At 60.1% G+C, this 23,457-nt stretch carries 15 protein-coding genes and 2 pseudogenes; 5 read left to right on the top strand and 12 right to left on the bottom strand.

Annotated elements, in window-relative coordinates; translation table 11 throughout:
• Positions 1–1,336 precede the first annotated feature (1,336 nt).
• Both fdxA and ABIB95_RS24410 read right to left on the bottom strand, forming a co-directional pair.
• Positions 1,337–1,672 carry a ferredoxin FdxA gene (gene fdxA, locus ABIB95_RS24415; RefSeq protein ID WP_247315912.1) on the bottom strand — a complete coding sequence of 112 codons (336 nt, stop codon included), beginning with the start codon at positions 1,670–1,672 and terminating at the stop codon, positions 1,337–1,339.
• A 34-nt stretch (positions 1,673–1,706) separates the two neighbouring features.
• The gene (locus ABIB95_RS24410; protein WP_247303126.1) at positions 1,707–2,309 is read right to left on the bottom strand and encodes a MarR family winged helix-turn-helix transcriptional regulator; all 603 of its coding nucleotides are present in this window, start codon (positions 2,307–2,309) and stop codon (positions 1,707–1,709) included.
• A gap of 98 nt (positions 2,310–2,407) precedes the next feature.
• Between ABIB95_RS24410 and rpoH the strand changes: the two genes are divergently transcribed.
• Positions 2,408–3,307, top strand: a complete 900-nt coding sequence (gene rpoH / locus ABIB95_RS24405; protein WP_354122411.1) for an RNA polymerase sigma factor RpoH — start codon at positions 2,408–2,410, stop codon at positions 3,305–3,307.
• Between the two features lie 180 nt (positions 3,308–3,487).
• Positions 3,488–3,724, top strand: coding sequence for a zinc-finger domain-containing protein (locus ABIB95_RS24400; protein WP_247310179.1), 237 nt, complete (start codon positions 3,488–3,490; stop codon positions 3,722–3,724).
• A 1,981-nt stretch (positions 3,725–5,705) separates the two neighbouring features.
• Here the strand turns inward: ABIB95_RS24400 and ABIB95_RS24390 are convergent.
• Together ABIB95_RS24390 and ABIB95_RS24385 are read right to left on the bottom strand one after the other, a co-directional pair.
• Positions 5,706–6,869, bottom strand: coding sequence for a beta-propeller fold lactonase family protein (locus tag ABIB95_RS24390; RefSeq protein WP_247310181.1), 1,164 nt, complete (start codon positions 6,867–6,869; stop codon positions 5,706–5,708).
• A gap of 295 nt (positions 6,870–7,164) precedes the next feature.
• Positions 7,165–7,347, bottom strand: a complete 183-nt coding sequence (locus ABIB95_RS24385) for a hypothetical protein (RefSeq protein ID WP_247344725.1) — start codon at positions 7,345–7,347, stop codon at positions 7,165–7,167.
• A gap of 477 nt (positions 7,348–7,824) precedes the next feature.
• Here ABIB95_RS24385 and ABIB95_RS24380 point away from each other — a divergent pair, with 477 nt between their 5' ends.
• Positions 7,825–9,408 (top strand): tetratricopeptide repeat protein, encoded by a 1,584-nt coding sequence (locus tag ABIB95_RS24380; protein WP_247310186.1) that lies wholly within the window; start codon positions 7,825–7,827, stop codon positions 9,406–9,408.
• A 31-nt stretch (positions 9,409–9,439) separates the two neighbouring features.
• Positions 9,440–9,820: a hypothetical protein gene (locus ABIB95_RS24375; protein ID WP_247310188.1), complete on the top strand. Its 381-nt coding sequence runs from the start codon at positions 9,440–9,442 to the stop codon at positions 9,818–9,820.
• Between the two features lie 369 nt (positions 9,821–10,189).
• Here the strand turns inward: ABIB95_RS24375 and ABIB95_RS24370 are convergent, their stop codons facing one another.
• The 7 genes and pseudogenes from ABIB95_RS24370 to ABIB95_RS24340 all read right to left on the bottom strand — a co-directional run bounded on the left by ABIB95_RS24370 (position 10,190) and on the right by ABIB95_RS24340 (position 18,561).
• Entirely contained in the window at positions 10,190–11,206 is a 1,017-nt protein-coding gene (locus tag ABIB95_RS24370; RefSeq protein WP_354116317.1) for an integrase core domain-containing protein, read from the bottom strand.
• Between the two features lie 106 nt (positions 11,207–11,312).
• Positions 11,313–12,257 (bottom strand): annotated as a pseudogene (locus tag ABIB95_RS24365) (transcriptional regulator GcvA).
• Between the two features lie 428 nt (positions 12,258–12,685).
• Complete coding sequence (locus ABIB95_RS24360; RefSeq protein WP_354242696.1) at positions 12,686–13,246, bottom strand: efflux RND transporter permease subunit; 561 nt, start codon at positions 13,244–13,246, stop codon at positions 12,686–12,688.
• 297 nt (positions 13,247–13,543) lie between these two features.
• A pseudogene (locus tag ABIB95_RS24355) lies at positions 13,544–13,767 on the bottom strand (MFS transporter); the annotation flags it as partial.
• A 13-nt stretch (positions 13,768–13,780) separates the two neighbouring features.
• Entirely contained in the window at positions 13,781–17,020 is a 3,240-nt protein-coding gene (locus ABIB95_RS24350) for an efflux RND transporter permease subunit (protein ID WP_354242693.1), read from the bottom strand.
• A 3-nt stretch (positions 17,021–17,023) separates the two neighbouring features.
• The gene (locus ABIB95_RS24345; protein WP_354242690.1) at positions 17,024–18,244 is read right to left on the bottom strand and encodes an efflux RND transporter periplasmic adaptor subunit; all 1,221 of its coding nucleotides are present in this window, start codon (positions 18,242–18,244) and stop codon (positions 17,024–17,026) included.
• A gap of 38 nt (positions 18,245–18,282) precedes the next feature.
• Positions 18,283–18,561, bottom strand: coding sequence for a metal-sensing transcriptional repressor (locus tag ABIB95_RS24340; protein WP_247310197.1), 279 nt, complete (start codon positions 18,559–18,561; stop codon positions 18,283–18,285).
• A 784-nt stretch (positions 18,562–19,345) separates the two neighbouring features.
• Here ABIB95_RS24340 and ABIB95_RS24335 point away from each other — a divergent pair.
• Positions 19,346–20,755 (top strand): tyrosine-type recombinase/integrase, encoded by a 1,410-nt coding sequence (locus ABIB95_RS24335; protein WP_354242687.1) that lies wholly within the window; start codon positions 19,346–19,348, stop codon positions 20,753–20,755.
• A 900-nt stretch (positions 20,756–21,655) separates the two neighbouring features.
• On the opposite strand, the gene ABIB95_RS24330 is transcribed toward ABIB95_RS24335, so the two are convergent.
• Positions 21,656–22,984 (bottom strand): TAXI family TRAP transporter solute-binding subunit, encoded by a 1,329-nt coding sequence (locus ABIB95_RS24330; protein WP_354242684.1) that lies wholly within the window; start codon positions 22,982–22,984, stop codon positions 21,656–21,658.
• Positions 22,985–23,457 lie beyond the last annotated feature (473 nt).

Here is a 23,457-nt window from a genome sequence, read left to right as displayed (position 1 = left end):
AAATCGAACAACCCTAAAACTCTCGCAAAAGCTGATCGTTGGACTTCTCTGCTGCCGCGTCGCCTTTCAACGCCATTACGGAGGTCCGTGATCAATTTGGGATGAAACGATATGGTCCCTCACGTCGCCTCGCGTAAAACGCATCGGCGGCTCTAAGAATTTTCGTTCGCCCCCTCAAAAAGACTTTTGCAACAATATCGGCCAATAGGCGACATCGGGCTTGCATTTCTTGCGACGAGGAGAGCGCCACTGAGATGGCTATAAGCAAAAGCCCCGGACAATGCCGGGGCTTTGAAGATTTCGATTTTTCTGTTGTCGATGAGGCGACTGCGACAAACGGGTTGTTCTCCTTCGTTCGAGGATAGTGGCGTACTCAATGCCCGCGAAAGCTCTTCACTCCTTGAATAGGTCGGCGCTGATGAGGATGACCGGCTCGGACGAGGCAGGCATCGCAATCGAAAAACGACGCGCGTGTCTATTATATTCCATGGATTTGCTACATCTCGTTACGGCAGCTGTGGCCTTCTTAGGCACGATCATAAGGAGATGGCATCACAAACAGATGGCGCACGTTTTATGGCAGCCGCGCTGTCTTGAAGTCGCCTCGCGACGGCACCATGTTGGGGGCGTCGATGAGACGCGTAGGACTTATCGACATCACGGTAGGTAACGCGACGCGCCTCGGCGCATCGCACGTTCCACCACGCGACGCTGCGCGTCGCAACCCATCGCTACGCAACGCTTGAGCCGCTGGGGAAGCCCGGCGGCTTGCGTGCGTTTAGCCCGGACGGTCCCCCTCAATCGCCTGGGGCTCCGAGACGCCTACCGCAGCGAGCCGGAGGCTGAGACCGAGGAGATCTGACAACCAGGGCGCGAGTTAGTCCCACGCCGCCTGACCCGCCAGTTCACGCCGGCGGGCCTTACTTCGGTGGGTGCAAATCGCCTAGAAGCCAGCGGCCAAGGCCCTTGGACTTCATGGGGTCTTCAAACGCGGCAAAGGTCGTAAGTACCTGATTGCAAACAGCGCAAGTCGACGCCCCGGGCGCGTGCTATGGCTCGATGCTAACGAGCATCATCCGGGCCTTGCACTTCGGGCAGGCGGGACGCTCAATTGCAGCGAATGGAATGACGGACGAGAGGCGTTGAGATTGGGGCATGATGCTTCCCTCGAACAGGGGGAGCGCACTCTCTGTCACCGGTAGTAATGCCTAGGAGGCGGAGCGGTGGTTGTCTAAGTATGCGCCTGAGGGATCTCAAACGCGATTTAATTCGCAGGTATTCGGACCAAGGCTGGCAAACTGCGAAGGTGAATGTTGCGGCGCGGGCGCTGTCCGCCTCAATCACCCGCGCCGGGATTTGGCGAGAAGTATTGGAGTTTGTCCGGCTTCCCCTCCCATTCCTTAGAGTCGGGCGGGGGCGCTTTTTTGACCATAATATTTGGCCAGATTTTCGCGTATTCCGCATTCAGCGACAGCCATTTCTCTAGCCCCGGCTCGGTGTCAGGCTTGATCGCGTCGACCGGGCATTCCGGCACGCAGACCCCGCAGTCGATGCATTCGTCCGGGTGGATGACGAGCATGTTCTCGCCCTCGTAGAAGCAGTCCACGGGGCACACTTCGACGCAGTCCATGATTTTGCAGCGAATACAGCTCTCGTTGACGACGAAGGTCAATTAAGCGTCCTTTCAGCAGATCGCAGCAGTGAACTCATTCATGGTATCCGTCCTCGCGGTGCTCGTTCATGGGTTGAAAATGGACGCACAGAAGACCTACATCCTCTGGCTGAATCGGAACACCGAGGAGCAGGCATTCAACGGCCGAGGGGCCCGTGCTAGGCAGGTTGCCGCACATCTCTCTGCCGAAGTGCGTGCAGTCCGGGCAAACACCGAACCGCCGATGCGCACCACCCGTAGCTAGAGTGGACAGCACTTGGTGCAGGGCGCGACGCATCGCAGTTCGCTCTGTCGCGTCGAGCGAATCCACGGCGCGCACCAGAACTTCGAACGGATCGCGTGCAAGCGCTTTTTTGCCCTTGCTCGTCAGTCGCAGACTTACGCTTCGCCCGTCCGTCTTGAATGGCTGTCGGACCAAGTACCCACCCGCTTCAAGCGCCTTAATGGCTTGTGTTGCAGTGCCGCGGGTTGTCGCTTGAAATTCCGCGAATACCGACGGGGTCCGCGAGAACGGGTTGGCACGGGCGAAGAAGCGGAGCGCCATCCATTGGGCCGGACTGAGTTCACCGTCATAGCCCTCAGCTTGTACGAACCGTCCCACCTGCAGCAGGAGCTCTGCCGTTTCGCGCGATGACATGACTGCCTCTTTGGAAATATAATAGTGTTTCGAAATTAACTTGACAACCGATCGGATGCAGATAATTTTGTTTCGAAACTAGTTTGAGGGCTTGAATCATGGCCCGCAACGCGGCCCTGCCGATCCTTACGGACGAACCCGGCCTCACCCATTATCTTGAGGAAATTCGGCGGTTCCCGATGTTGGAGCGCCAGGAAGAATACCTACTAGCCAAGCGCTGGCGCGAGCACGGCGATCGCGATGCGGCGCACAAGCTGGTCACCAGCCATCTGCGGCTCGTGACCAAGATCGCCAGGGACTATCGCGGCTACGGCCTGCCGATCTCTGAGGCGATCTCCGAGGGCAATGTCGGCCTGATGCAGGCGGTCGAGCGCTTCGAGCCGGAGAAGGGCGTCCGGTTCGCCACCTACGCCGTGTGGTGGATCAAGGCGGCGATCCAGGAATACATCCTGCGGTCGTGGTCGCTGGTGAAGATGGGCACCACGGCCAACCAGAAGAAGGTGTTCTTCAACCTGCGCAAGGCCCAGAGCAAAATCTCCGTCCTCAACGATGGCGATATGCAGCTGGACCAGGTGAAGATCATCGCCCGGCGGATCGGCGTCACCGAAACGGACGTGATTTACATGAACCGGCGGCTCGGCGGCGACGCCTCGCTCAACACCGCGATCCGCGAGGACGGCGATTCCGGCGAGTGGCAGGACTGGCTGGTGGACGAATCCACGGACCAGGAGACGACGCTCGCCGCGAGCGAGGAGTTCGATAACCGCCGCAAGACGCTGTCCAGCGCGCTCATCGTGCTCAACAAGCGCGAGCGGCGCATCTTCGAGACACGCCGGCTCGCCGAGGAACAGATCACGCTCGTGGAGCTGGCCGAGGAATTCGGCGTCTCGCGCGAGCGCGTGCGCCAGATCGAGGTGGGCGCCTTCGCGAAGGTGCAGAACGCAGTGAAGCACCGCGTCGCGGCGATAGCGACCCCGGAGCCACTGCAGGTGCTTTAGCTTCCAACCCTCTCCCGTGGTGGGAGAAACTGACGATGGACGTGTCGCTATGGGTGCGTTTTACGGCAACCGAGCGACGCGAGAGGGGCGCCGCTCACCGGGTGCTGATCGAGCCCTTGCTCGACGATCCATGCGCGGCACTTTGCATCGTCGACCGGGCGCCTAAGCCGCGCGCTGTAGATGGAAAGTTATCCGACGTTTCATAATGAAGTCGGGGTGCCGATCGTGCGCATTGGTTGCCGCGAGTTCAAGTGCATTGGGGATATACCGCCGCAAGATCACCCGCACATCTACCTCAAGATGGGCGATGCCAGTGAGATCGTCTGCCCCTATTGCTCTACGCTATTCCGCTTCGATCCAAGCTTGGGCGCACACGAAGCTGACCCGGCAGATTGTGCTTACCGTGATACGGACTGAGTTGAATTGCAGTAACGCTGCTTCCTTCGTCATGCCGGCCGCAGCCAACCAGCGCCAGGCGCTATCGTCCCGCAGTTTCGGGGCGGTTCACGATGGCCACGAACGATCCGAATTCGGCAGGATGCAAGCGTCACGACGGCCGAACCAGCCATAGCGGTTGCGCGCGACCAAGCCATAGATCGCGTCGCGGATCATCCGTGGGATGAATTGGAAGATCCATGTCCACTGTAGAGTCAGGAACGAAAGTATCTGCTACATAGTTTTTATCGACCGAACCAAACCGGATAGAACCACGCCGACGATCTCGACGCCGCCTACAAGATTGCCGAATGGAAGGACGAGAAGCTGAATCCTGTTTTGCAGGATATGTACCGGCACCTTACTTCCACGAAAGATCAAATCATCGAAGACACATTCGTCGTCGAGAACTTTAAACGTGTCAGCGACAGGCTAGACAGTCAGAAAGCCGCGCTCGCGCAGGAACTACTGGCCTCCGGCGCATGACGGCAAGGGAGTGACCATGAAGGCGGACCGAGGTGATCAAACTCGATGACTCCAGAAATGATCCAGGACGCGACTGTAGGCCGGGCGCTTCCTGTTTTTCACCTTGATCCAGTGCTCGCACCGGCCGCCCTTGTAGGCGCGCTCGCGGTGCGTTCGACAACATCGTCGACGCCAAACGCGTGATGTCGGTCCTGGGTAAGTTTCTCGCACGGTATGGACTCACCCTCCACCCCGATGAGACGCGCCTCGTCGACTTCCGCCCAAAGAGATCACAGAGCGCGCGCCACCCGGAGACGGATGGGACCACCTTCGACTTCCTTGGCCTGACCCATGTCTGGGGACGGTCTCGGAACGGTAAGGACACGGTTCGGCAAGTAAGGGCCAAAAGCCGGTTTGCCCGCGCAGTGGCCGCAGTTAGTGGCTGGTGTCGGAAAAACCGCCACTGGTCCCTTCGCGACCAGCATCGCCATCTGTCCTCTATGATGCGGGGCCACTTCGCCTACTACGGCATCGGCGGCAACAGTCGACGCTTGCGCTGGTTCGCCAATCAAGTGGTGCGTATCTGGCGCAAGTGGTTGTCACGGCGTGATCGTCAAGGCGTGGTCCGATGGGCCCGCTTCAACGAACTCCTGGCACGGCATCCATTGCCTTCAGTCAAGATCCTCCATGGCTACGCCCGCGAGCGAATCTCTCGAACCGGATGCGGGAAATCTGCACGTCCGGGTCTGTGAGGGATGGGGACGGCAACGTCCCCATCTACTCGGCACTCAAATCATACGCCGCCCTGCGGACAGTGCGCGAAGCCATCACGACGGAGCCGATGAACTGGGTACTCGATGCCGACGACGGCCAAAGCTGTCGTGGGAGCGACCCGTCAGAGGGGCCGGAAATTCCCCATGCAAAATCGGCATCCCTTTTTGCGGCGCGTTAAAAACCCCGCCATCCACCGAAATGAATGACGGGGCTTTCGAGCTTTCTCTTTTTCGGGGATTTCTCCTTTCCAAAGATACTTGCTCTGGCAGGATAACGGCTTCGAGCCTGATGAGTTCCGAATATTTTCTGATCCGCCAGATTTTTATTCGGTGTGGTCGGCTCAAGGTCCAATCCGGGGCTGCCAGGAAATATGCCGGCACATCGCGAAATGAGGCGTACGTCCTGACCTATCACCCCGTGCTCGGGGAACTTGAATGCCTACATAGCATAATTTTGTGCCGATGTCTGGCTAGGCCCATGTCCGTTCAGGGTCGTGTGTCACGAGCGCCGTCTGAGTACGACGGTGCGCAACTGTACGAGAGATGAAGGAGGGCCCTTCGAGGTCGGCAATCAGGTGTTGATCTCAAGCTGCCGCGAGCTGCTGTCGTCAAAATCACGCAAAAGCACGCTCGCGGCGCTCCTTTAAGAGTACATTGGAACCGGAAGGCGTGAGGGCGGAAGTCCCTTTCCGCGGACCAAGTCCGCGAAAAGGGGACGCAAGACGCTACCGCGCTGGCGCGCGCATGGACGCCGGCTGGCCTGGCAGCTTCAGCCTGGGTCCTACCTCGGTCAGCTTGCCGTCGGCGAGGTCAAACACCTGCAGGTCCTGGTCGATATAGTTGGCCACATACAGGTAGTCGCTGTTCGGACTGTAAGCGACACCCTCCGGCAGGCCGCCGAGCGGCGCACGCGCGGTCACCGTCAGCTTACCGTCGGTGCCGATCGACATCAAAACGAGTTCGCCGGCTCTGGTCTTGAACCAGTCGCTGTCCTTGGCCGAGCTGCCAAGCAGCAGCGGGGTGGCTGCGGTCTTCCCATTGGGCGCGATAGCGAAGCCTTCCGGTCCGGTACCGGGAGTCATCACGTCGACCACGTGGGGATGTGGACCAGTCGCTTCGATAATCACCGCGGCATCGGCGTTGTTCTTCTGTGCGCCGGTGTTCGATGCGATGACGTATTTGCCGTCTGGCGTGATGTCGATGTTGTAGGGATTGAATGCCGATGGAATGTCCATCGACTTGTCGTAGGTCACGCTTTGTCCATCGATCGCCAACACGCCGATTTTGTGCACGAGGTTCAGGCAGACAAAGGCGCGCTTGCCGTCGGGTGCGATGACAACGGCCGCAGCCTGCTGCTCCACCGGTACCTCGCCGACGGCCTTGACTGTTGAACCCTGTATCGAGACAACAGAGACACTCTTGCCGTCTCGGTTGGCGATCAACGCGAGGTCGCCTTTCTTGGAGATCGAGAGACCGGATGGCTGCCGCCCGACGGCAACCGTGTCGATCAACTTCGGCGGATCCGCAGTGAGGTCAATCACGTACAGTTTGTCATCCGGGACTGTTTTCCAGGAGCTCCCCTCCTGGACGTGAACCACGGAATTGGCGACCAGGCCCAGCTTGCCGTTTGGTGTGATCTGCAGGTTCGTGGGCGGGCCCAGCAGAGAGTTCGCCAGCGGCAGGCTTGCGCGAACCTTGGGTTTGGCGGGGTTGGAAATGTCCACAACCAGCACGGCATCGCTACCCGGGGCACCATTCGTCTGGCCTTCGGGACCATAGGTGATCTTGCTGTCAAGGCCGATCAGGATGTCGTTGGTTCCGGCCATCGCCGAGCTGCTGCCGACGAGGCCAAACAGGCACGTGGCGCAAAGAGCAGTGCTTAAATTCATGATGCGTTTTCTCCCGTCCCGCTTCATTTCTAGATGAGCCTGTTCCGCCACCGTACTTCGCAGCCTTCAGGGCTGGCAACCATTTACCGCGCTGACGGGCGTGGGGACGTTCGCCAGCGCCACGCGGGCGGACCATTGACCTTCGAGCAGCGCGCCGCGCAGCCGCGTGACGACCGCTTCGGGTCAAAATGCGAAGAACTCAACGTGAGCAGATTCAGTCCGCTATGCCCCATTGAACGGACCTCAATGAGGCGCGCCGCCAATTCGCTGATGGGCCAGGAGCGGTCATACGAGGTCATTGCATGCGTATTGGATGATCGCGTCTAGAACTCGCGCCTTCGGCATTATCGTCATCCTTGCGCAGAGCGAATTCACTCTCGTTGGCAGCCCTCTGTACGGCGTCGCCCTCAAACGCCATCGCCGTCCCTAGCTCGAGCGCGCCTTGCTTGAATCGTTTATCCGTCATCACGAGCTGCATTTTGTCATCGGCATTGTTCCTCGTCATGGCTCGGAGGCCCTTTGCCGCGATGTCATGCGAACCGTCCGCGCTAAACGCGCGCGAGCCGCCGGGATTCCCCGGCGGCTCGCGCGTTGCGTAGCGATGTGGTGCGACGCGCAGCGTCCCGTGGTGGAACGTTGCGATGCGCCGAGGCGCGTCGCGTTGCCTACCATGATGTCGATAAGTCCTACGCGTCTCATCGACTAAGCTAACATGGCTGATCGCGAGGCGACTTCAAGACAGCGCTGCTGCCGTAGTCGCCATCTCTTTCGATCGCGCCGAAAAGCCGCGACTACTGGAACGGGATGTAACAAGACCTGTAACGGTCAATGCCGAAGGGAAAATGCATAGCCTGTCTCAAGAAAGAAGGGGAAATGCATAGGCGGTCTCAAGAAATCGGGTCTAAGCTGCGCAACGCTCGGGGGAAATTCGATCCAGACCCGGAGCTATATCATCATGAAAACGCCATTCGCAATTGCTGCTGCGGCCGCGGCGGGACTTTCGTTCGTACAACCGGCGCTGGGACAATCGGAAGGCAATAAGCTTGGCACTGTGCATTTCGAAACATCATGCAAACCGGAGGCTCAGAAACTCTTCGACAACGCGATGCTGTACCAGCACTCGTTCTGGTATCGCGCGTCGCAACAGGTGTTTGGGGATGTGCTGAAGGCCGATCCGGAGTGCGGCATCGCCTACTGGGGCATCGCCCTAAGTTTGCTGTTGAATCCGCACGTCGCGACACCCGCAAAGAACCTCGCCGAAGGCGCTGCCGCGATCGCGAAGGGAAAGAGCGTCGGTGCCAAGTCTCAACGCGAGCTCGATTATCTAGACGGGCTCGCGGTCATGTACGCCGACTACGAGAAGGTCGATCATCGCACCCGCATACAAGCCTATGCGAAGGCCATGGAACAACTGGCCCAGCGCTATCCAAACGACGATGAGGCGCAGATCCACTATGCGCTCGCGCTGAATACTTCGGCGTCGCCGGCCGATAAGACCTACGCCAGCCAGCTCAAGGGCGCTGCCATCCTGGAGCCGATCGCAATACGCCAGCCGCAGCATCCCGGCGTGTCCCATTACCTCATCCACCTCTACGACTATCCGCCGCTTGCCGAGAAAGGCCTCGATGCCGCGCGGCGCTACGCCAAGATCGCTCCAGCAGCAGCGCATGCCCAGCACATGCCGTCGCACATTTTCACGCGAGTCGGCTATTGGACTGAATCGATCGCGTCGAACGTCGAAGCAGCGCGTGTCGCAAAGGAATCCAAGGATCTCCACGACCGGTTGCATGCAATGGACTACCTCGTTTATGCCGATCTGCAACTCGGACAGGACGAGAAAGCCAAGGCCGTGATCGACGAGATGATGACGATCACCGGCTTCACCGAGACGTTCTTGCCCGGGCCGTATGCACTGGCTGTTTCGCCGGCCCGCTACGCCGTGGAACGCGGCGACTGGAAGGCTGCCGCGGAGCTTCAGGTTCGCCCCAGCCCGCTGGCCCAAGTGCAGGCGATAACTTATTTTGCTCGTGCCCTCGGCGCAGCCCGCTCCGGCAATCCGGAAGCCGCCAAGGCCGACATCGCCAAGCTCGCTGAGCTGCGGGATAAGCTGCGAGACGCCAAGGACGCCTATTGGTCGGAGCAAGTCGATATTCAGCAGCAAGTCGCAGCCGCCTGGCTGCTCTATGCCGAAGGCAAGCGCGATGACGCACTAAGCGCCATGAGTGCAGCCGCCGATGCCGAGGACAAGACCGAGAAGCATCCGGTGACGCCAGGCGTGCCCAAGCCGGCCCGCGAACTCTATGGCGTCATGCTGCTTGAGAACGGCAATGCCAAGGAGGCGCTCACCGCCTTTGAAGCGACGCTAAAGAAGGAACCAAACCGGCTCGGCGCCTATGCGGGCGCAGCAATGGCCGCCGAAAAGTCCGACGATGCCACCAAGGCCCGGGAATATTACGGCAAGGTCGTCGCGATCGCCGATGGCGCCGACAAGACCCGGACCGAGGTTGCAGACGCGCGCGCGTTCCTGCAGAAGCACTGAGGCGCGCGCGGCGAGAGCACGGGAGCAAGTCGTGAGAGCATTCTTCCTGCCGATTGCGCTGGGTATCCTTGCGACCCCGGCCGGCGCCCAGTCGCTTCAGGTCATCGGGTATTCCGGGTATCTTGGCGAGTGGGAGTTGACCGCCACCGTGACGGAACAGATGTCCGGCCAAAAAAAGGAATACTTCGGGCCATTGATGATGAGGCATATTGGTCTGTGCACTCAGGATGGCCCCGAGGAGAAGACGGGTGAAATGCGTTTTCAGGTATCGGCCTCATCATCCCAATTGAATGCGACATTCTCGGTTGCCGGCGTCGAATGCACCTACAGCGGACGGTTGTCAGACTCTTATACAGGCACGATGGACTGCCCCGATCGACAGGCCGTTCCCCTCAAGCTGTGGTTGAAATAGCTTCCCGTCAGCCTCGCCAGCAGAGGTTTTTGCCTCGGCCTCCAAGTCCGTTGTGGGTCAAAAGCGTCGCTCTGGGACGCCGCCGTTCACTTCCGGTCTACTCCGATGATCGGACGTGCTCAGGCTCGCTTGCCACTTCGCTGATGGGCCAATAATGGACATACACGCTATCCGCAAAAAGACCGACTATGCTGTCTTGAAAAGGACGGGAGACGACGGCGAGACCAGCGTCAGTTTGCCTTCCTCTGGACAGGGGGGCGTCGACAAGTCAAATTGTTTGCATTGCTTGGCCCGTGCGCGCGTTTGCGAAGGCAGCTCACCAAAAGCGCGACGGTAGACGCGCGAGAAATCCCTGTGTGTACCGAAAACTTAAGCTCGGGCGTAGTGGTGATGAAGTCCGCCTAGGACGGCAAGTGACCTGACCACACCGGTTCGCTGAACCGGGCGAGAAACCGGCGCATCCTTATCCAAGGCCAAGTGCGTCCGCGTCTCATTATAGTAGCGAGCGTAAGATTTCAGAATCCGGCGCAGATGTGCCTCGCCCAGGACAATGATGTGGTCCACACATTCACGCCGGATCGACCCGATCAGCCGTTCGGCAAAGCCATTCTGCCAGGGTGAGGCCGGTGCAATAGGCTTGTCCCGGATGCCCATGGCACGCAGTCGGCGTGTGACGACCGCACCGTAGATGCGATCACGGTCCCGGATCATGTAACCGGGAGCCCCGTCCCAGGGAAATGCCTCCGTTATCTGATGCGCAACCCATTCTGCGGTCGGATTTGCTGTGACGTTGGTCCAGACGATATCTCTACGGTCGAGCCGGACGATGACGAACGCATAGAGCAGGTCGAAACCGATAGTTGGAACAACGAACAGATCCATGGCGGCAATGTCCGGCGCGTGGTTGCGCAAGAAGGTTCGCCATCCCTGGCTGGGTGGCCCCCGTCGTTTGACCATGTACTTGGCGACGCTCGACTGCGCGACTTCAAACCCGAGCTTGAGCAGTTCGCCGTGGATGCGCGGCGCGCCCCAAAGCGGATTTTCGACGCTCATCCGCCGGATCAAGGCGCGCAGTTCCGTGTCGATCTGCGGTCGCCCTCCCTGTGGGCGCGACTTCCAACGCCAGTAGCAGCGAAAGCCGGCCCTGTGCCAACGCACGAGCGTCTCGGGCCGGATGATTGTGAGAACCTTCAGGATTGATGGAAACCAGCGATACAGCTGGATCAAGAACCAGCGATCATGGTTCGTGAGCCGGACGCGACCACGAGGCCTGCGCCTCAAGACAATCAACTGATGTCGAAGCACCGCGTTCTCGGCTTCAAGCCGCAACTTCGACTTGAAGGGCGAGGCCAGGACGGCCAGAACGAAACAGAGCAGCCCAATCATTCCGCCAGCTTAGGCGATTCCATCAGGTCATCAACTCGGATTAGGTTTTCGGTACACACACCGATCGTCGAACCCGCGCTTGGGACAGTTCTAGGCGTGTCCCAGATCAGACGCCCTTCTCTTTCATAGGCCGCAACGACCAGCCGAGCTTCTTGAGCTGCCGCAGATCGCTTGAGGCTTCCGCAAGCAGCCAGTCACGGAAGGTCACGATCTTCGGCAGTGTTGCGGTGGCCTTGGGGCAAATGATCCAGTAGGTCTTCGAAAGGCGAAGCGATTCCGGAAACGGCCGCACCAGGCGACCGTTGATAAGGTCCCAGGCCGCCAGCATCGTACGCGCGAGCGCGACGCCTTGGCCGTTGATCGCGGCGTCGATCACCATGCTCGCGCGGTTCAAAACTGGGCCATGCATGACGTCGGCACCGTCGAGCCCCGCGGCCTAAAGCCAATTTGTCCAATCGGCCCGGCTATCCAGGTGCAGCAATGGAAAGTTGAGGATGTCGGCGGGCTTGTTGAGCCGGCGCCGTCCAGACATGAGTTTGGGGCTGCACACGGCAAAGAGCTGCTCACCGCTCAAGCGGACGGTGTCGAGTCCCGGCCAGTTACCGTCGCCGTGACGCACGGCGAGATCGACCTCCTCCCGCGCGAAGTCGACATGATGCAGCGTCGCGGAAACCCGCAAGTCAATGCCCGAATGTGCTTCGGCAAAGTGGCCGAGCCGATGCACCACCCACTTTGCGGCGAAATCCGGCGACGTGCTGACGGTCAAGACGCCGGCGTTCTGACGCTGCAGGAGCCCCTCAGTGCCGATCGCGATGCGGTCCAGCGCGTCGCGCACGACGGTGAGGTAGTCCTTGCCCGCTTCCGTGATGATGAGGCGCTGACGTTCTCGATTGAACAGCTTGACGGCGAGTTCAGCTTCGAGCGCCTTCACCTGGTGGCTCACCGCTCCCTGCGTGACGCAAAGCTCTTCGGCCGCCCGCGTAAAGCTCTCATGCCGCGCCGCGCCCTCGAAGGCTTTCAGGGCATTCAATGGCGGCAGGCACGGGCGCATCGTACGACTTCATGAGAAAAACTAGGGCAGGCAAGAGAAACGATGCTTTGCGGCCCCCCCGCTGACACTATTGGAAAGCTCCAACGTAGCATTTCATGAGATTTGGAGCTTGTCGATGTCGACCTTCACTAATCCCTTCTCGTTTCCATTCATTCCGGCGGACGACCCTCCGACCCGACTTCATCAATCCGATTCCGGACCGGGCCCGGCTATTGGATGGCGCGGATGGTCAGCTTGGGCGGCCCGGCGCAGGCTGCGCGGGGCGCTTCGCGAGCTTGCCGACGACAAACACCTACTCGCAGACATCGGCCTGACCCGCGAGCAGGCCCTGGAGGAAGCAGCCAAACCGTTCTGGCGGTAAGCGATTTCACCAAGGGAGAAACAGATGGCAGACCCGATCGTCTACGGCTTCCCGCGAAGTACCTTTGTCAACATTGTTCGCCTGATCCTGACCCACAAGGACGTGGCGCACAGCTTTCACGACCTTGAACCGGTGATGGCGGGCGTACCTTGAAGAGCGCCGCATCCTGAAGTTCGGCGACTGTTTTCGTCTTGCTGGTGAAGACGAGATCGCCATCAGGAACACTTCCAGCATCGAACCGCATCACGAAAGGCGGCACGGTTCCGGCGGGCATGAAAGCACGGGCGCGGTCGACGTAGCCCACCGTCTCCGCCGTGGCCTGCGCCATGTCGGTGCCGGGATGAAATTCGAGCTTGATCAGCCCTACGCCTTGGATCGATCTGCTTTCGACATGCTCGATGCCGGTGATGTAGAGGAAGTGGTACTCATAGTAGTTGACGATGAACCCTTCCATCTGTGCCGGATCCATCCCCCCGTATGGCTGAGCCACATACAGGACGGGCACGCCGAGATCGGGAAAAATGTCGCGAGACATGCGATCAAGCGCCAGAACACCGATCAAGGCGACGGCTACGATCATCGTCAAAAGCGAAATCGGGCGTCGCAACGCCAATGACACCAAGTTCATCGTGCCGCCTCAGCCGGATCTGCCGCGTCCGAGCGACCCAACGCGCCGGGACGGCAGCTGCTACTGGGACATTTTGAAGAAATGCAGCTCATGTTTTGGTCCAAACGCCCAGCGCACGAGGTCACACGACTTCGAGCAGTGAGCAGAGCTTGGACGGAGAGCCGTCTTGGAACGCCGGGGGTCTGCAGGCCCCGACTTGAAGATCAAACATTGCAATTCAGCGTGATCTTCTCAACTAAATTTACTTTTACGGTTCTCGAAATCCAATTGACGAGAAATTGTAGGCGTACGTCAGGGCCGGCGCGGCACGTAGCCGACCTGGCTTCCCGCGACCGATGCAATGCCGACATAGGCGACCATCTTGATCGCAAGCGCCGTGCCCAGCACGCGCCCGCCTTGTCGCCGGCGATCTTGAACGCCAGCAAGCCGAGCGCGACGGTCATCAGGCGGGTGCCGACCAGCGCGATGACCTGGGCGGCGAACAGGTGGCGATAGGTGCGGTTGGCGAGAACTGGCAGCATGCCAGATTCAAATCTATTCCGCGGCGCGTTTCGAAACGAAGTATTGTTCGCTTTCCGGCTGCGACCGCCGCGGCGCGAAATAGGCGTAGAGCGCCGGCAGAACGAGCAGCGTCAGCACCGTCGCCGTAAGCAGCCCTCCGATGACGACGGTGGCGAGCGGTCGCTGAACTTCCGCGCCGGTGCCGGTCGCCAGCGCCATCGGTACAAATCCAAGCGAGGCGACCAGCGCTGTCATGACCACCGGCCTGAAGCGGGTCAGCGCCCCCTCTTTGATTGCATCATGCGTGTCCAGGCCATCGTCGATCAGCTTGCGGATCTGGCTCAGCATCACGAGCCCGTTCAGCACGGCCACGCCGGACAGCGCAATGAAGCCGACAGCGGCCGAGATCGAGAATGGCATGCCGCGCAACCAGAGCGTGATAATGCCGCCGGTCAAAGCCAGAGGGACGGCACTGAAGACGAGCAGCGCATCCCGCGCCGATCCCAGTGCCCCGAGCAGGAGCAGGAAGATCAGGGCAAAACAGCCCGGCACGACGAATAGCAGCCGCTGGCGGGCGACGGAGAAATTCTCGAACTGGCCGCCCCAGGTCAGATAGCTGCCGGGAGCGAGCTTCACCTGCTCGGCGACCTTGGCCTGCGCCTCGGCAACAACGGACCCGATATCCCGCCCGCGCACCTCGGCAGTCGCGACCACCCGCCGCTTGCCGTTCTCCCGGCTGATCTGATTGGCGCCATCCGTCTGCTCGAACGCGGCAAGCGTGCGCAGCGGAATGGACGCGGCAGGCGCGTCGGGATTGGCATGCGGCAGCGGCACCGGCAGGTTCTCAAGCGCGGAGACGTCGGAGCGCAAAACATCGTTCAGGCGGACCACGATCTGGAAGCGGCGGTCTCCCTCGAACACGAGGCCGGCGACGCGCCCACCTATCGCCGTTTCGATCAGGTCTTGAATGGTGACGAGGTTGAGCCCGCGGCGCGCGATCTCTGTCTTGTCAATTTTGATTTCGAGGAACGGCAGGCCGGTCGTCTCCTCGACCTTCACGTTTTGCGCACCCTCGATGCGGCGCAGTACGTTAGCGATGTCCTCCGCCGTGCGTTGCATCTCGGCAAAATCCTCACCAAAGACCTTGACCGCCAGATCCTCTCGCACGCCGGCGATCAGCTCGTTGAAGCGCATCTCGATCGGTTGCGAGAAGCCGAGCTTGTTGCCGGGTAGTTTGCTCGCCTCGACTTCGATCTCCTTGATGAGATCGTCCTTGGACATCGACGGGTCCGGCCACTCGCTCTGCGGCTTGACGATGATGTAGGTGTCGGAGGAGCTTGGCGGCATCGGGTCCGCGGCAAGGTCGGGCGTGCCGGTTCGCGAAAACACGAAGGCGACCTGCGGAAACTTGCTAACGGATTGCTCGATCAGGAGCTGCATCGCCTGCGCCTGCGCCAGCGAGGTGCTGGGAATGCGCTTGACCTCCATCACAATGTTCTTTTCATCCAGCGTCGGCGTGAATTCCTGCCCGAGCCTTGTGAACAGCGCTGCTGCGCCGATGATCAGGAGCACAGCGATGCCCATCACCGGCAGTGGTGAGGCAGTGGCGCGGGAGAGCAGCGGCGCATAGACGGACTTCAGGCTGCGGATGATGGCATTTTCCTGTTCGCGTACCGGCTTTGACATTGCGATCGCAACCGTCGCCGGCACGAAGGTCAGCGACAGGACGAACGCGGCGGCGAGCGCTATCATGACGGTGAGCGCCATCGGCTCGAACGTCTTGCCTTCGACGCCGGTGAACGTGAGCAGCGGAACGTAAACCAGGATGATGATGAGCTGGCCGTAAACCGTCGGCCGGATCATTTCGGTGGCCGATGCGGTTACGGTTTCGAGGCGCTCATGCAGCGACAGGCTTCGTCCGAGTTCGCGCTGCCGTTCCGCCAGATGGCGCAGGCTGTTCTCTGTGATGATCACGGCGCCGTCGACGATCAGCCCGAAATCGAGCGCGCCGAGGCTCATGAGATTGGCGCTGAGCCGCCCCTGCAGCATGCCGGTCGCGGTCAAGAGCATTGCGAGGGGAATGACGCAAGCCGTGATCAGCGCCGCGCGGAAATTGCCGAGCATCAAGAACAGCACCGCGATCACGAGCAGCGCGCCTTCGGCCAGATTGGTCGCAACCGTCGTGATCGTCGCGTCGACGAGCTGCGTGCGGTTCAGCACCGTTCGCGCCTGGATGCCCGGCGGCAGCGCCCGGCTGATTTCCTTGATCTTGCGGTCGGCAGCGGCGGCCACCGTGCGGCTGTTGCCGCCGACCAGCATCAGCGCAGTGCCGAGCACCACCTCGCGGCCGTCGACGCTGGCGCTGCCCGTGCGGAGTTCCTTCCCGATCGCGACGTCGGCGATATCTGACAGGCGAACCGGCACGCCGCCCCGCGTCGTCACGACGATCTTGCCGATATCGTCGATATCCTCCACCCGCCCACTGGCGCGGACCACAACGCCTTCGCCATTCTGCTCGATGAAATTGGCGCCGCGGCTGACATTGTTGGCTTCGATGGCGGCGATCACCTGGGCGAACGACAGGCCATAGGCTGCAAGCCGGCCTGGATCGGGCTGCACCTGGAACTGCTTTACGTACCCACCGATCGCGTCCGCCCCTGCGACGCCAGGAACAGTCCGCATCTGCGGACGGATAATCCAGTCCTGCACCGTCCTGAGATAAACCGTCCGCCGAAAATCATCCGTCAGCCGTTCGCCCTCGGGCGTGAGATAGCTGCCGTCGGTCTGCCAACCCGGCTTGCCGTCCTGCACAGGTGCGGTTGCGCCGGCTTTTTCATATTCAACCGCCCACCAATAGATCTCGCCAAGGCCCGTGGAGATCGGTCCCATCTTCACATCCACATGGGGCGGCAGGTTGGCCTTAGCCTCGTTGATACGTTCGGCAACCTGCTGGCGGGCGAAATAGATGTCGGTGCGATCCGCGAATACCGCGGTGATCTGCGCAAAGCCATTGCGCGAGAAGGATCGCGTGGAGTCGAGCCCGGGTGTCCCGGCAAGAGCCGTCTCCAGGGCCACGGTGACCTGCTTCTCGATCTCGACCGGTGTCAGGGCCGGCGCGATCGCATTGATCTGGACCTGAACGTTGGTCACGTCGGGAACGGCGTCGATCGGCAACCGGGTCAGCGACCAGAAACCGGAGGCGGCGGCCGCGAGCGTCACCAGCACAACGAGCCAGCGCCGCCGAACGGAGAAATCGACGATCCACGCGATCATCGCCTAATCCTCGTCGCGAGGTTTTGCGAGCTCGGCCTTGAGCGAGAACGTGTTCGAAACGGCAATGGTTTCGCCGGCGGCAACACCGGAGACGATTTCGATCGCCTGGCCATCCTGCTCGCCGGGCACCACGTTGCGTTTCTCGAATCCCTCCTTGTTGCGCACGAACACCGCCTTTGCGCCATCCACATTCTGGATTGCGCTGGACGGGACGACGGCATTGACCGATCGTTCGCTGAGCGCGATCGCAGCCGTGACGAACGATCCCGGACGCCAATGCCCGCCAGTGTTGTCGAGCGCAGCCACGACGCGGGCGGTTCTGGTCTCCTTGTCGAGCAAAGGACTGACGAACACGATCCTTCCCATCGCAATTTCGGACAGTCCCCGCGCGGAGACGCGCACCGATTGGCCTTCCCTGACCAGCGGCAGGTCGCTCGAGGAGACCGACAGTTCGACCCACACGCGGCTGAGATCGACGATGACGAACAGCTCCGTTTCGAGATTGTCGCGGCCAACCGCGGTTCCGAGTTCGACCTTGCGCTCGGCGAGCCGTCCTGAGATCGGCGCGCGGACGTTTTGGCTGCGCAACAGCGCGTCCGGCGACTGCGGCAGACCAGCGATTTCGTTTGCTTCGACGCCCAGCGCCAGCAATTTTTGACGGGCGATGTTGAGGCGCATTTCGGTTTGCGCCGCGGCGTTGCGCGATTTGATGTATTGCAGCTCCGGAACGGCGCGCCCTTCCCACAGCGACTTGTCGCGCGCGGCAAGATCCTGTTGCAATTCGTTGGCCAAGCGGGCCGCAAGATATTCGCTCTTGGCGTCGGCAACCTCGCGGCTTTCAAGAACGGCCAGAACCTCACCCTTCTCGACATCGTCGCCAATTTTCTTGCGCAGCTCCGCAACGGTGCCCGACAGTTTCACCGAGACATGCGCCACCCGGTCTGCATCCGGAATGATCGTGCCGGGTACGGTCAGGCGCTTTGCGATCGGTCCTGGCCCCACGGTTGCCTGCTCGATACGCGCGAGCTTGATCCGTTCGTCGTCCATTGCAATGACGAACGACTTTGGCTCGCTCTGTCCGGGCTTGCTGTTGCCTTGCGCCAACGTCTTGCTCGGCAGAATGCCGACAGCGCGCTGCAGCATGGTCGACACACCCGGAGTCAGCGCCACGGCCGCGCCGCCTGTCAGAAAGGCGATGGCTACAATGAGGGAGCGACTTGCCATCAAGGTTCTCTGATAGGAGGCGAGCCCAGCCGCGCGCACTAAAGATATTTCGAGATGGCCTTGAACTCGGCCATCACACTCTTGGTCGACTTCGCAGATCCGTTCGCTGCGGCGTCCAGACAATGGTCGACGTGGTCGTGGATCAGTGTCCGCTTGGCCTCGCCGATAGCCTTTTCGACAGCATGAAGCTGCTGGGCGAGATCGAGGCAGGATCGCCCCTCGCCGAACATCTCGATCACCCGGTGCAGATGTCCTTCAGCGCGCCGCAACCGCTTGACGATTTCGGGGTGGGTTTCATGAACATGGTCGTTTGCCATAAGCCTTACCCTATCCCCCGGGAGGGGATGTTACAAGTCGACGTTGGCGTTGTTGCAGGAACAAACGTGAGCGGGAGTTTCGGTTATCTCGCTGCCTTTTGTGCGAGCCGACCAACCGGATGATCCAGCAAGTCGGTGACCGTTTCCGATGGCGGACACGACCGGATACCTTTCGGCGTGATCACGGCAGAGAGTGGATGCGGAAATGGCAACGCGGGGAAGATCGTAGCGTGGGAAATCGTGCGGCGCCGTAGCGGGGAGCGAATCGAACCCCTGCCCCCCGAACAATCCGGTTTGGGTTCTGCAGCAAGCGATACCCTGCGGCGACGGGCAAAACAGATGTCCGTTTTGCTCGCCCTAATATCCTATTCTACGACGAGCACGTAATCGACCTGTACCATCGGATCTGCGCGCTGTATCGAATAGGGTGAAGATACGGAAACAAAGGAAAAGCCGCCCAGCAATGGCGTGCGACGTTCGACCACAAAAATCGTTGCACGAGACCCGTTTTGTTCTCGGCAACCCTGGTCGTAATTTATTGAAGAAGAAGACCTTTTGTTTGGTGGGCGCACCAGGGCTCGAACCTGGGACCCGCTGATTAAGAGTTCAAGACGATCGCTTCGCTGCTGTTTCTAAACGTGCGCCGCACTACGACGATTTCTTGTATCCCCTTTTGTTCGTAGGCCTTTCTCGCGTAACTTCGCAGTCCTTCGCACTCAAACCTTCAAACACCTCAATTCATCATCACCGTTTGAAAACCGTTTTAGTGCCTCAGGACACTCACATGGCCGACATTCGCATCCTCCTGACCGACAAGACGATTGCCCAATTGCCTACTCCAAAAGATGGCTGGTATTTGGCGCGCGACACTGAACTCAAGGGCTTCTTTGTCGTCGTCGGAAAGCGAAAACGGACATTTACGGTCCAGGGCGATCTCCGGCAAAATGGAAAGCGCGCCTCATCCGTCAGGGTGTCTATCGGGGATACTTCGGAGATGTCGACCCGAACTGCGCGCGCCACAGCGAAGGAATACCTGGCCCAGATCAGTAAGGGGAAGCACCCAAGAGCGGCGAAAGAAGAGGTTCAGCCAGCCGCAGCCAGTGAAGCGGTCCCGAATAGTATGCCTGCGGTCGAGATAACGCTTCGGGAAGCCTGGCAGCGATATCTGGAAGCCCACCTCATTAGGAAAGGTCGCAGTGAAAAGACGATAAGTAGCTATCGCGACCACGTCGAACGGGTCTTCATGGAATGGCTAGATACTCCATTGCGGGAGCTCGGAATGGATCCGGCGCGGGTGGCGAAGAAGCACGACGAGACCACCAAGACGAGTGGCCCGTACATGGCAAATGGCAGCATGCGAACCCTGCGCGCAATCTACAACCATGCCCGCAAGACCAATAGGTCGCTGCCTCCCGACAATCCCGCAGACGCTGTCGACTGGAACCAGGAGGAGCGCCGCGACACCGGAATGGGAAACAGCGATTTGAAGGGATGGTTCGCGGAGTTGGCTGTCCTCGACAATCCAGTCCGCCGGGAATTCCATTTGTTCACACTTCTTTCCGGGTCGAGACCAAGCGCGTTGCAGGAGGCTAAGCCGGCTCACATCGATTTTCGGCGACGAACGCTGCACATTTCGAAGCCGAAAGGCGGCAGGAAACGTGCTTTCGATATTCCGCTGTCGCGGGAGATGATCCGGTGCCTCGTTCGTGCAATTCGCTTTGGCATGAAGATGTATCCGACCCGAGCCAAAGAATGGGTGTTCCCCGCCGAAAGCGAGTCAGGGCACATAGCAGAAACAAAGGAGGATCGAGACACACTTTCGAAGTGGGGGAACGATCTACGTCAAACATTCCGAACCATCGCGACGGCTGCGGGTGTTTCCGAGTTCGACGCAAAGCTCTTGATGAACCATTCGATCCCCGGCGTTAATGCTGGCTACGTCACTCGACACAAGCTTCTTGAAGATCACCTGCGCAGCCAACAACAGACGATCAGTCGCGCAGTGTTCACCGCTCTGGGAGCTTCGCTTACCAATAATCGCGCCCTGCGGAATTGGCTGGGACGCGCAGCAAGTCGACGAGCAACCCAGTTTTCGAGACATCAACCGGTCTCGATCGAGAAGAATTTTGGCGGGCAGCCTAGCCTGAGCAGGGTTTGTACTCCCGCACGCGATCTTTTGGCAGGATTACCATAGTCAAGCATCAGAATATTGGCGTGACCTGCGGCCCGCCGTCTGCGCTCTCGCCAAACGCTGTTTGTTGCCACGCCGGCTATCGGCTTAAACACCGCGAAACCCGCTATTTCGGGCGCTCAGTCTTCTTTGTGGAGGGCAGCCTAACTCGGAAGTCGCCTCTCGATAGTCCGCCAAAAGCCGCCGCTTCTTCGCGATCCGTCGCCTCGGAAGGAGTTCGAAAAGTGAGATCGCAAATGCCATGCCACCAAAGACGACCGACTCACCACATCGGCGATAAACCAGAAGCGATGCGCACCGTTCACAGCGTCACGCGCAACGCAAGCGCTGGCGGAGTGCCGATACGGCCTCCGAGAGCGCACGCGACGGCGCGCCGGCGCAAATGCACAAGAAGCTGTTTCGTCAGCTGCTCCTGATGCATCGTCGAAAGTTAGGTCGGTAAGACAAAAAGCCCAGCGGCTTACCCTGCCGGGCGTTTCTCGCCGCGGAGGGATGGAAACGTGGGGCCGATGGGAAAACGCGCGTAGCTGCATCAGCCGTTGTCGCGCTACTCGCTGTTTTGCTGCCGGTTCGAACGACCGGATACAAAGGCCCGTCTGCCAGCGGCGATCTGCCTTGGCCGATGCCTGTGGAAATTCTGCTGATTTTTCTGTGATAGATCCGGCCCGGGACGTTGTCGAACACAATGTCGACCGTTGCGCCTTCCTTGACGGTCTGAAGGCCGTTTTGCGAGAACATGCAAACCACAATCTCGCTCTCGACAATGAATGACATCGGTTCGACGCAGTCAACCGGCCTACGGGATGGAATAGCTGGCTGACGTTCTCGATCTCGCCGATGGCACCTTCCAGCACCGTCGCGCCAACACGGCATCGCGTTGTGAAGTAAGCCCTGGGAGCCGCTCTAATCTTCGGCGGTCGGCGCCGAGCGAATCCGCGTTCGGCGGTGGCTCATCAGATACTGTAGCCGGTGAGCAGCGAGACCAAGCGCGGCCATCTCCGCGCTCTCGGCGTCTGCACGCGCGTTCCTCGTAATCTCGCTCTTGAGGATACCGTCAATCCGCTTTTCGATGTCCTCCAGCTCGGATTCGCTCCTGGCATTCTTGATCTCGTTGCCCATCTCGTAGAGCGGCTCGAGCATGCTTTGGGGGCCTGTCCCGGATCGAGCGAAACGCCACGCGGCAACGATGATCGAGATCAGCGATCCCAGCAGCAGCGATGCGTAGTAGAGCTTGTCGTCGTACTTGTCGAGAAAGCTCTGCTGGTCTCCGTTGTAATAGGTCGCCGCGCCCGGATGGATCGGAATAAGGGCATCCGCGTCGGTGCTCGGCGCTGCGGCCTGGGCGAGTATCGGATATTGCGACAACAGATCCCTCCTAACGTCGACCAGCGATTGCGTCAAGTCGGTGATGGCGTCGGCATCGACGGACTTGTTGGCGACAAGAAAGAATGACGTGCGCAGCGACGTCAAATCGTCCGAAGGGATCGGCGGCGCGCCTCGCAAAGTGCCCTTTGGAATGTCGTAGCTTTCATAATATTGCGCGACGTTTGCCACCGCGCCGGCGAACTCGATTTCGATCAGCTTGGATGAACTCCTCTTTACTCCGGGCTTCTGGAAGAACTCCCGGATCTTCGACAGATATTTCTCGGTCAGCGGAGCAACGGCGAGAAGCGCCTGGACCCTCCCGGAAGAAAGCGCGGCAGATCCGTCGGCAATGGCAACATCCTGGAATCTCACCTTGGCGCGGTCGAACTGATAGACCTGTTTGAGGGCTCCAACGACAGGATGGTTGATCGGCCCGCCAATCACGCCAATCGTGGTGTCCCGCAGGTCGCCTAGGCCATCGGCGTTGACTGCCGAGGGCGCCACAATCAGGACCACGCCGTGGGTCAGCAGTAGAACGCTTCTGGCATCGGCGAGCCCGCCTGTATCACCGCGGACGACGGCAAGGTCGGCCTTGCCCGCAGCCAACAACTCGGCCGCCTTCGCCGAGCTGCCGCTATCGCTGATTTTCAACCGGACATGCGACTTCGAAGCCGTCAGGCGCGCCGAAATCGCCGAAATCAGGGCCAGCGTCTCGCCGTCGGCCGAACCGGCGGCAACAGTGAGGAACACCGGCTTCGCGAAGTACCGATAGGCGAGCCAGCCGACGCAGATCACTGCGACCGTAACGAGCCCAACTATCAAACTCCTGAGCCACTGCGGCCACTGTGCGATGGCGAGGCCGGTCATGACGTCACCGCGCGAGCGCCAGCGTAAGGCCGGAGACGCCCAGCGAGACGATCAGGCCCGCCTGGTCGCTCGACGAAACCAGCTTCCCGAAACGACTCACGGTCATGACGATCGCTTTCTGCGGGAATTGTCCTCCTCGCCACCAGGAGATGCCCGATCGGGGCGGATGCGATCGGGCATCTATACCCATCGGAGTGACTGTCTGCATATGCAAATTCGGACGCGCCTCGAGATGAAGCTTCCCTGGATGCCGCGGGAAACCTTGTTCTGCCAACGAGACATCGGATCGTGGCGCCGACGCCGAGAACGGCGACGAAATGGGCACAAATCTTCGCAAATTTGACGGAGCCGCGCTCGCCGCTGGCGGCAACCAATATTCAATCATTCTTTAAAGCTCCAGACGCCGTTGGCCTGCCTGTTTTTGCATAGGCCCCCTATGAAGCGCGCGTATTTCCAGTTTCCGGCATTCGCGC

Source organism: Bradyrhizobium sp. LA2.1, assembly GCF_040547725.1.
Lineage (GTDB): Bacteria > Pseudomonadota > Alphaproteobacteria > Rhizobiales > Xanthobacteraceae > Bradyrhizobium > Bradyrhizobium barranii.
The sequence above is the reverse complement of the archived record's forward strand: the minus strand, read 5'-3'. Positions and strand labels throughout refer to the sequence as shown.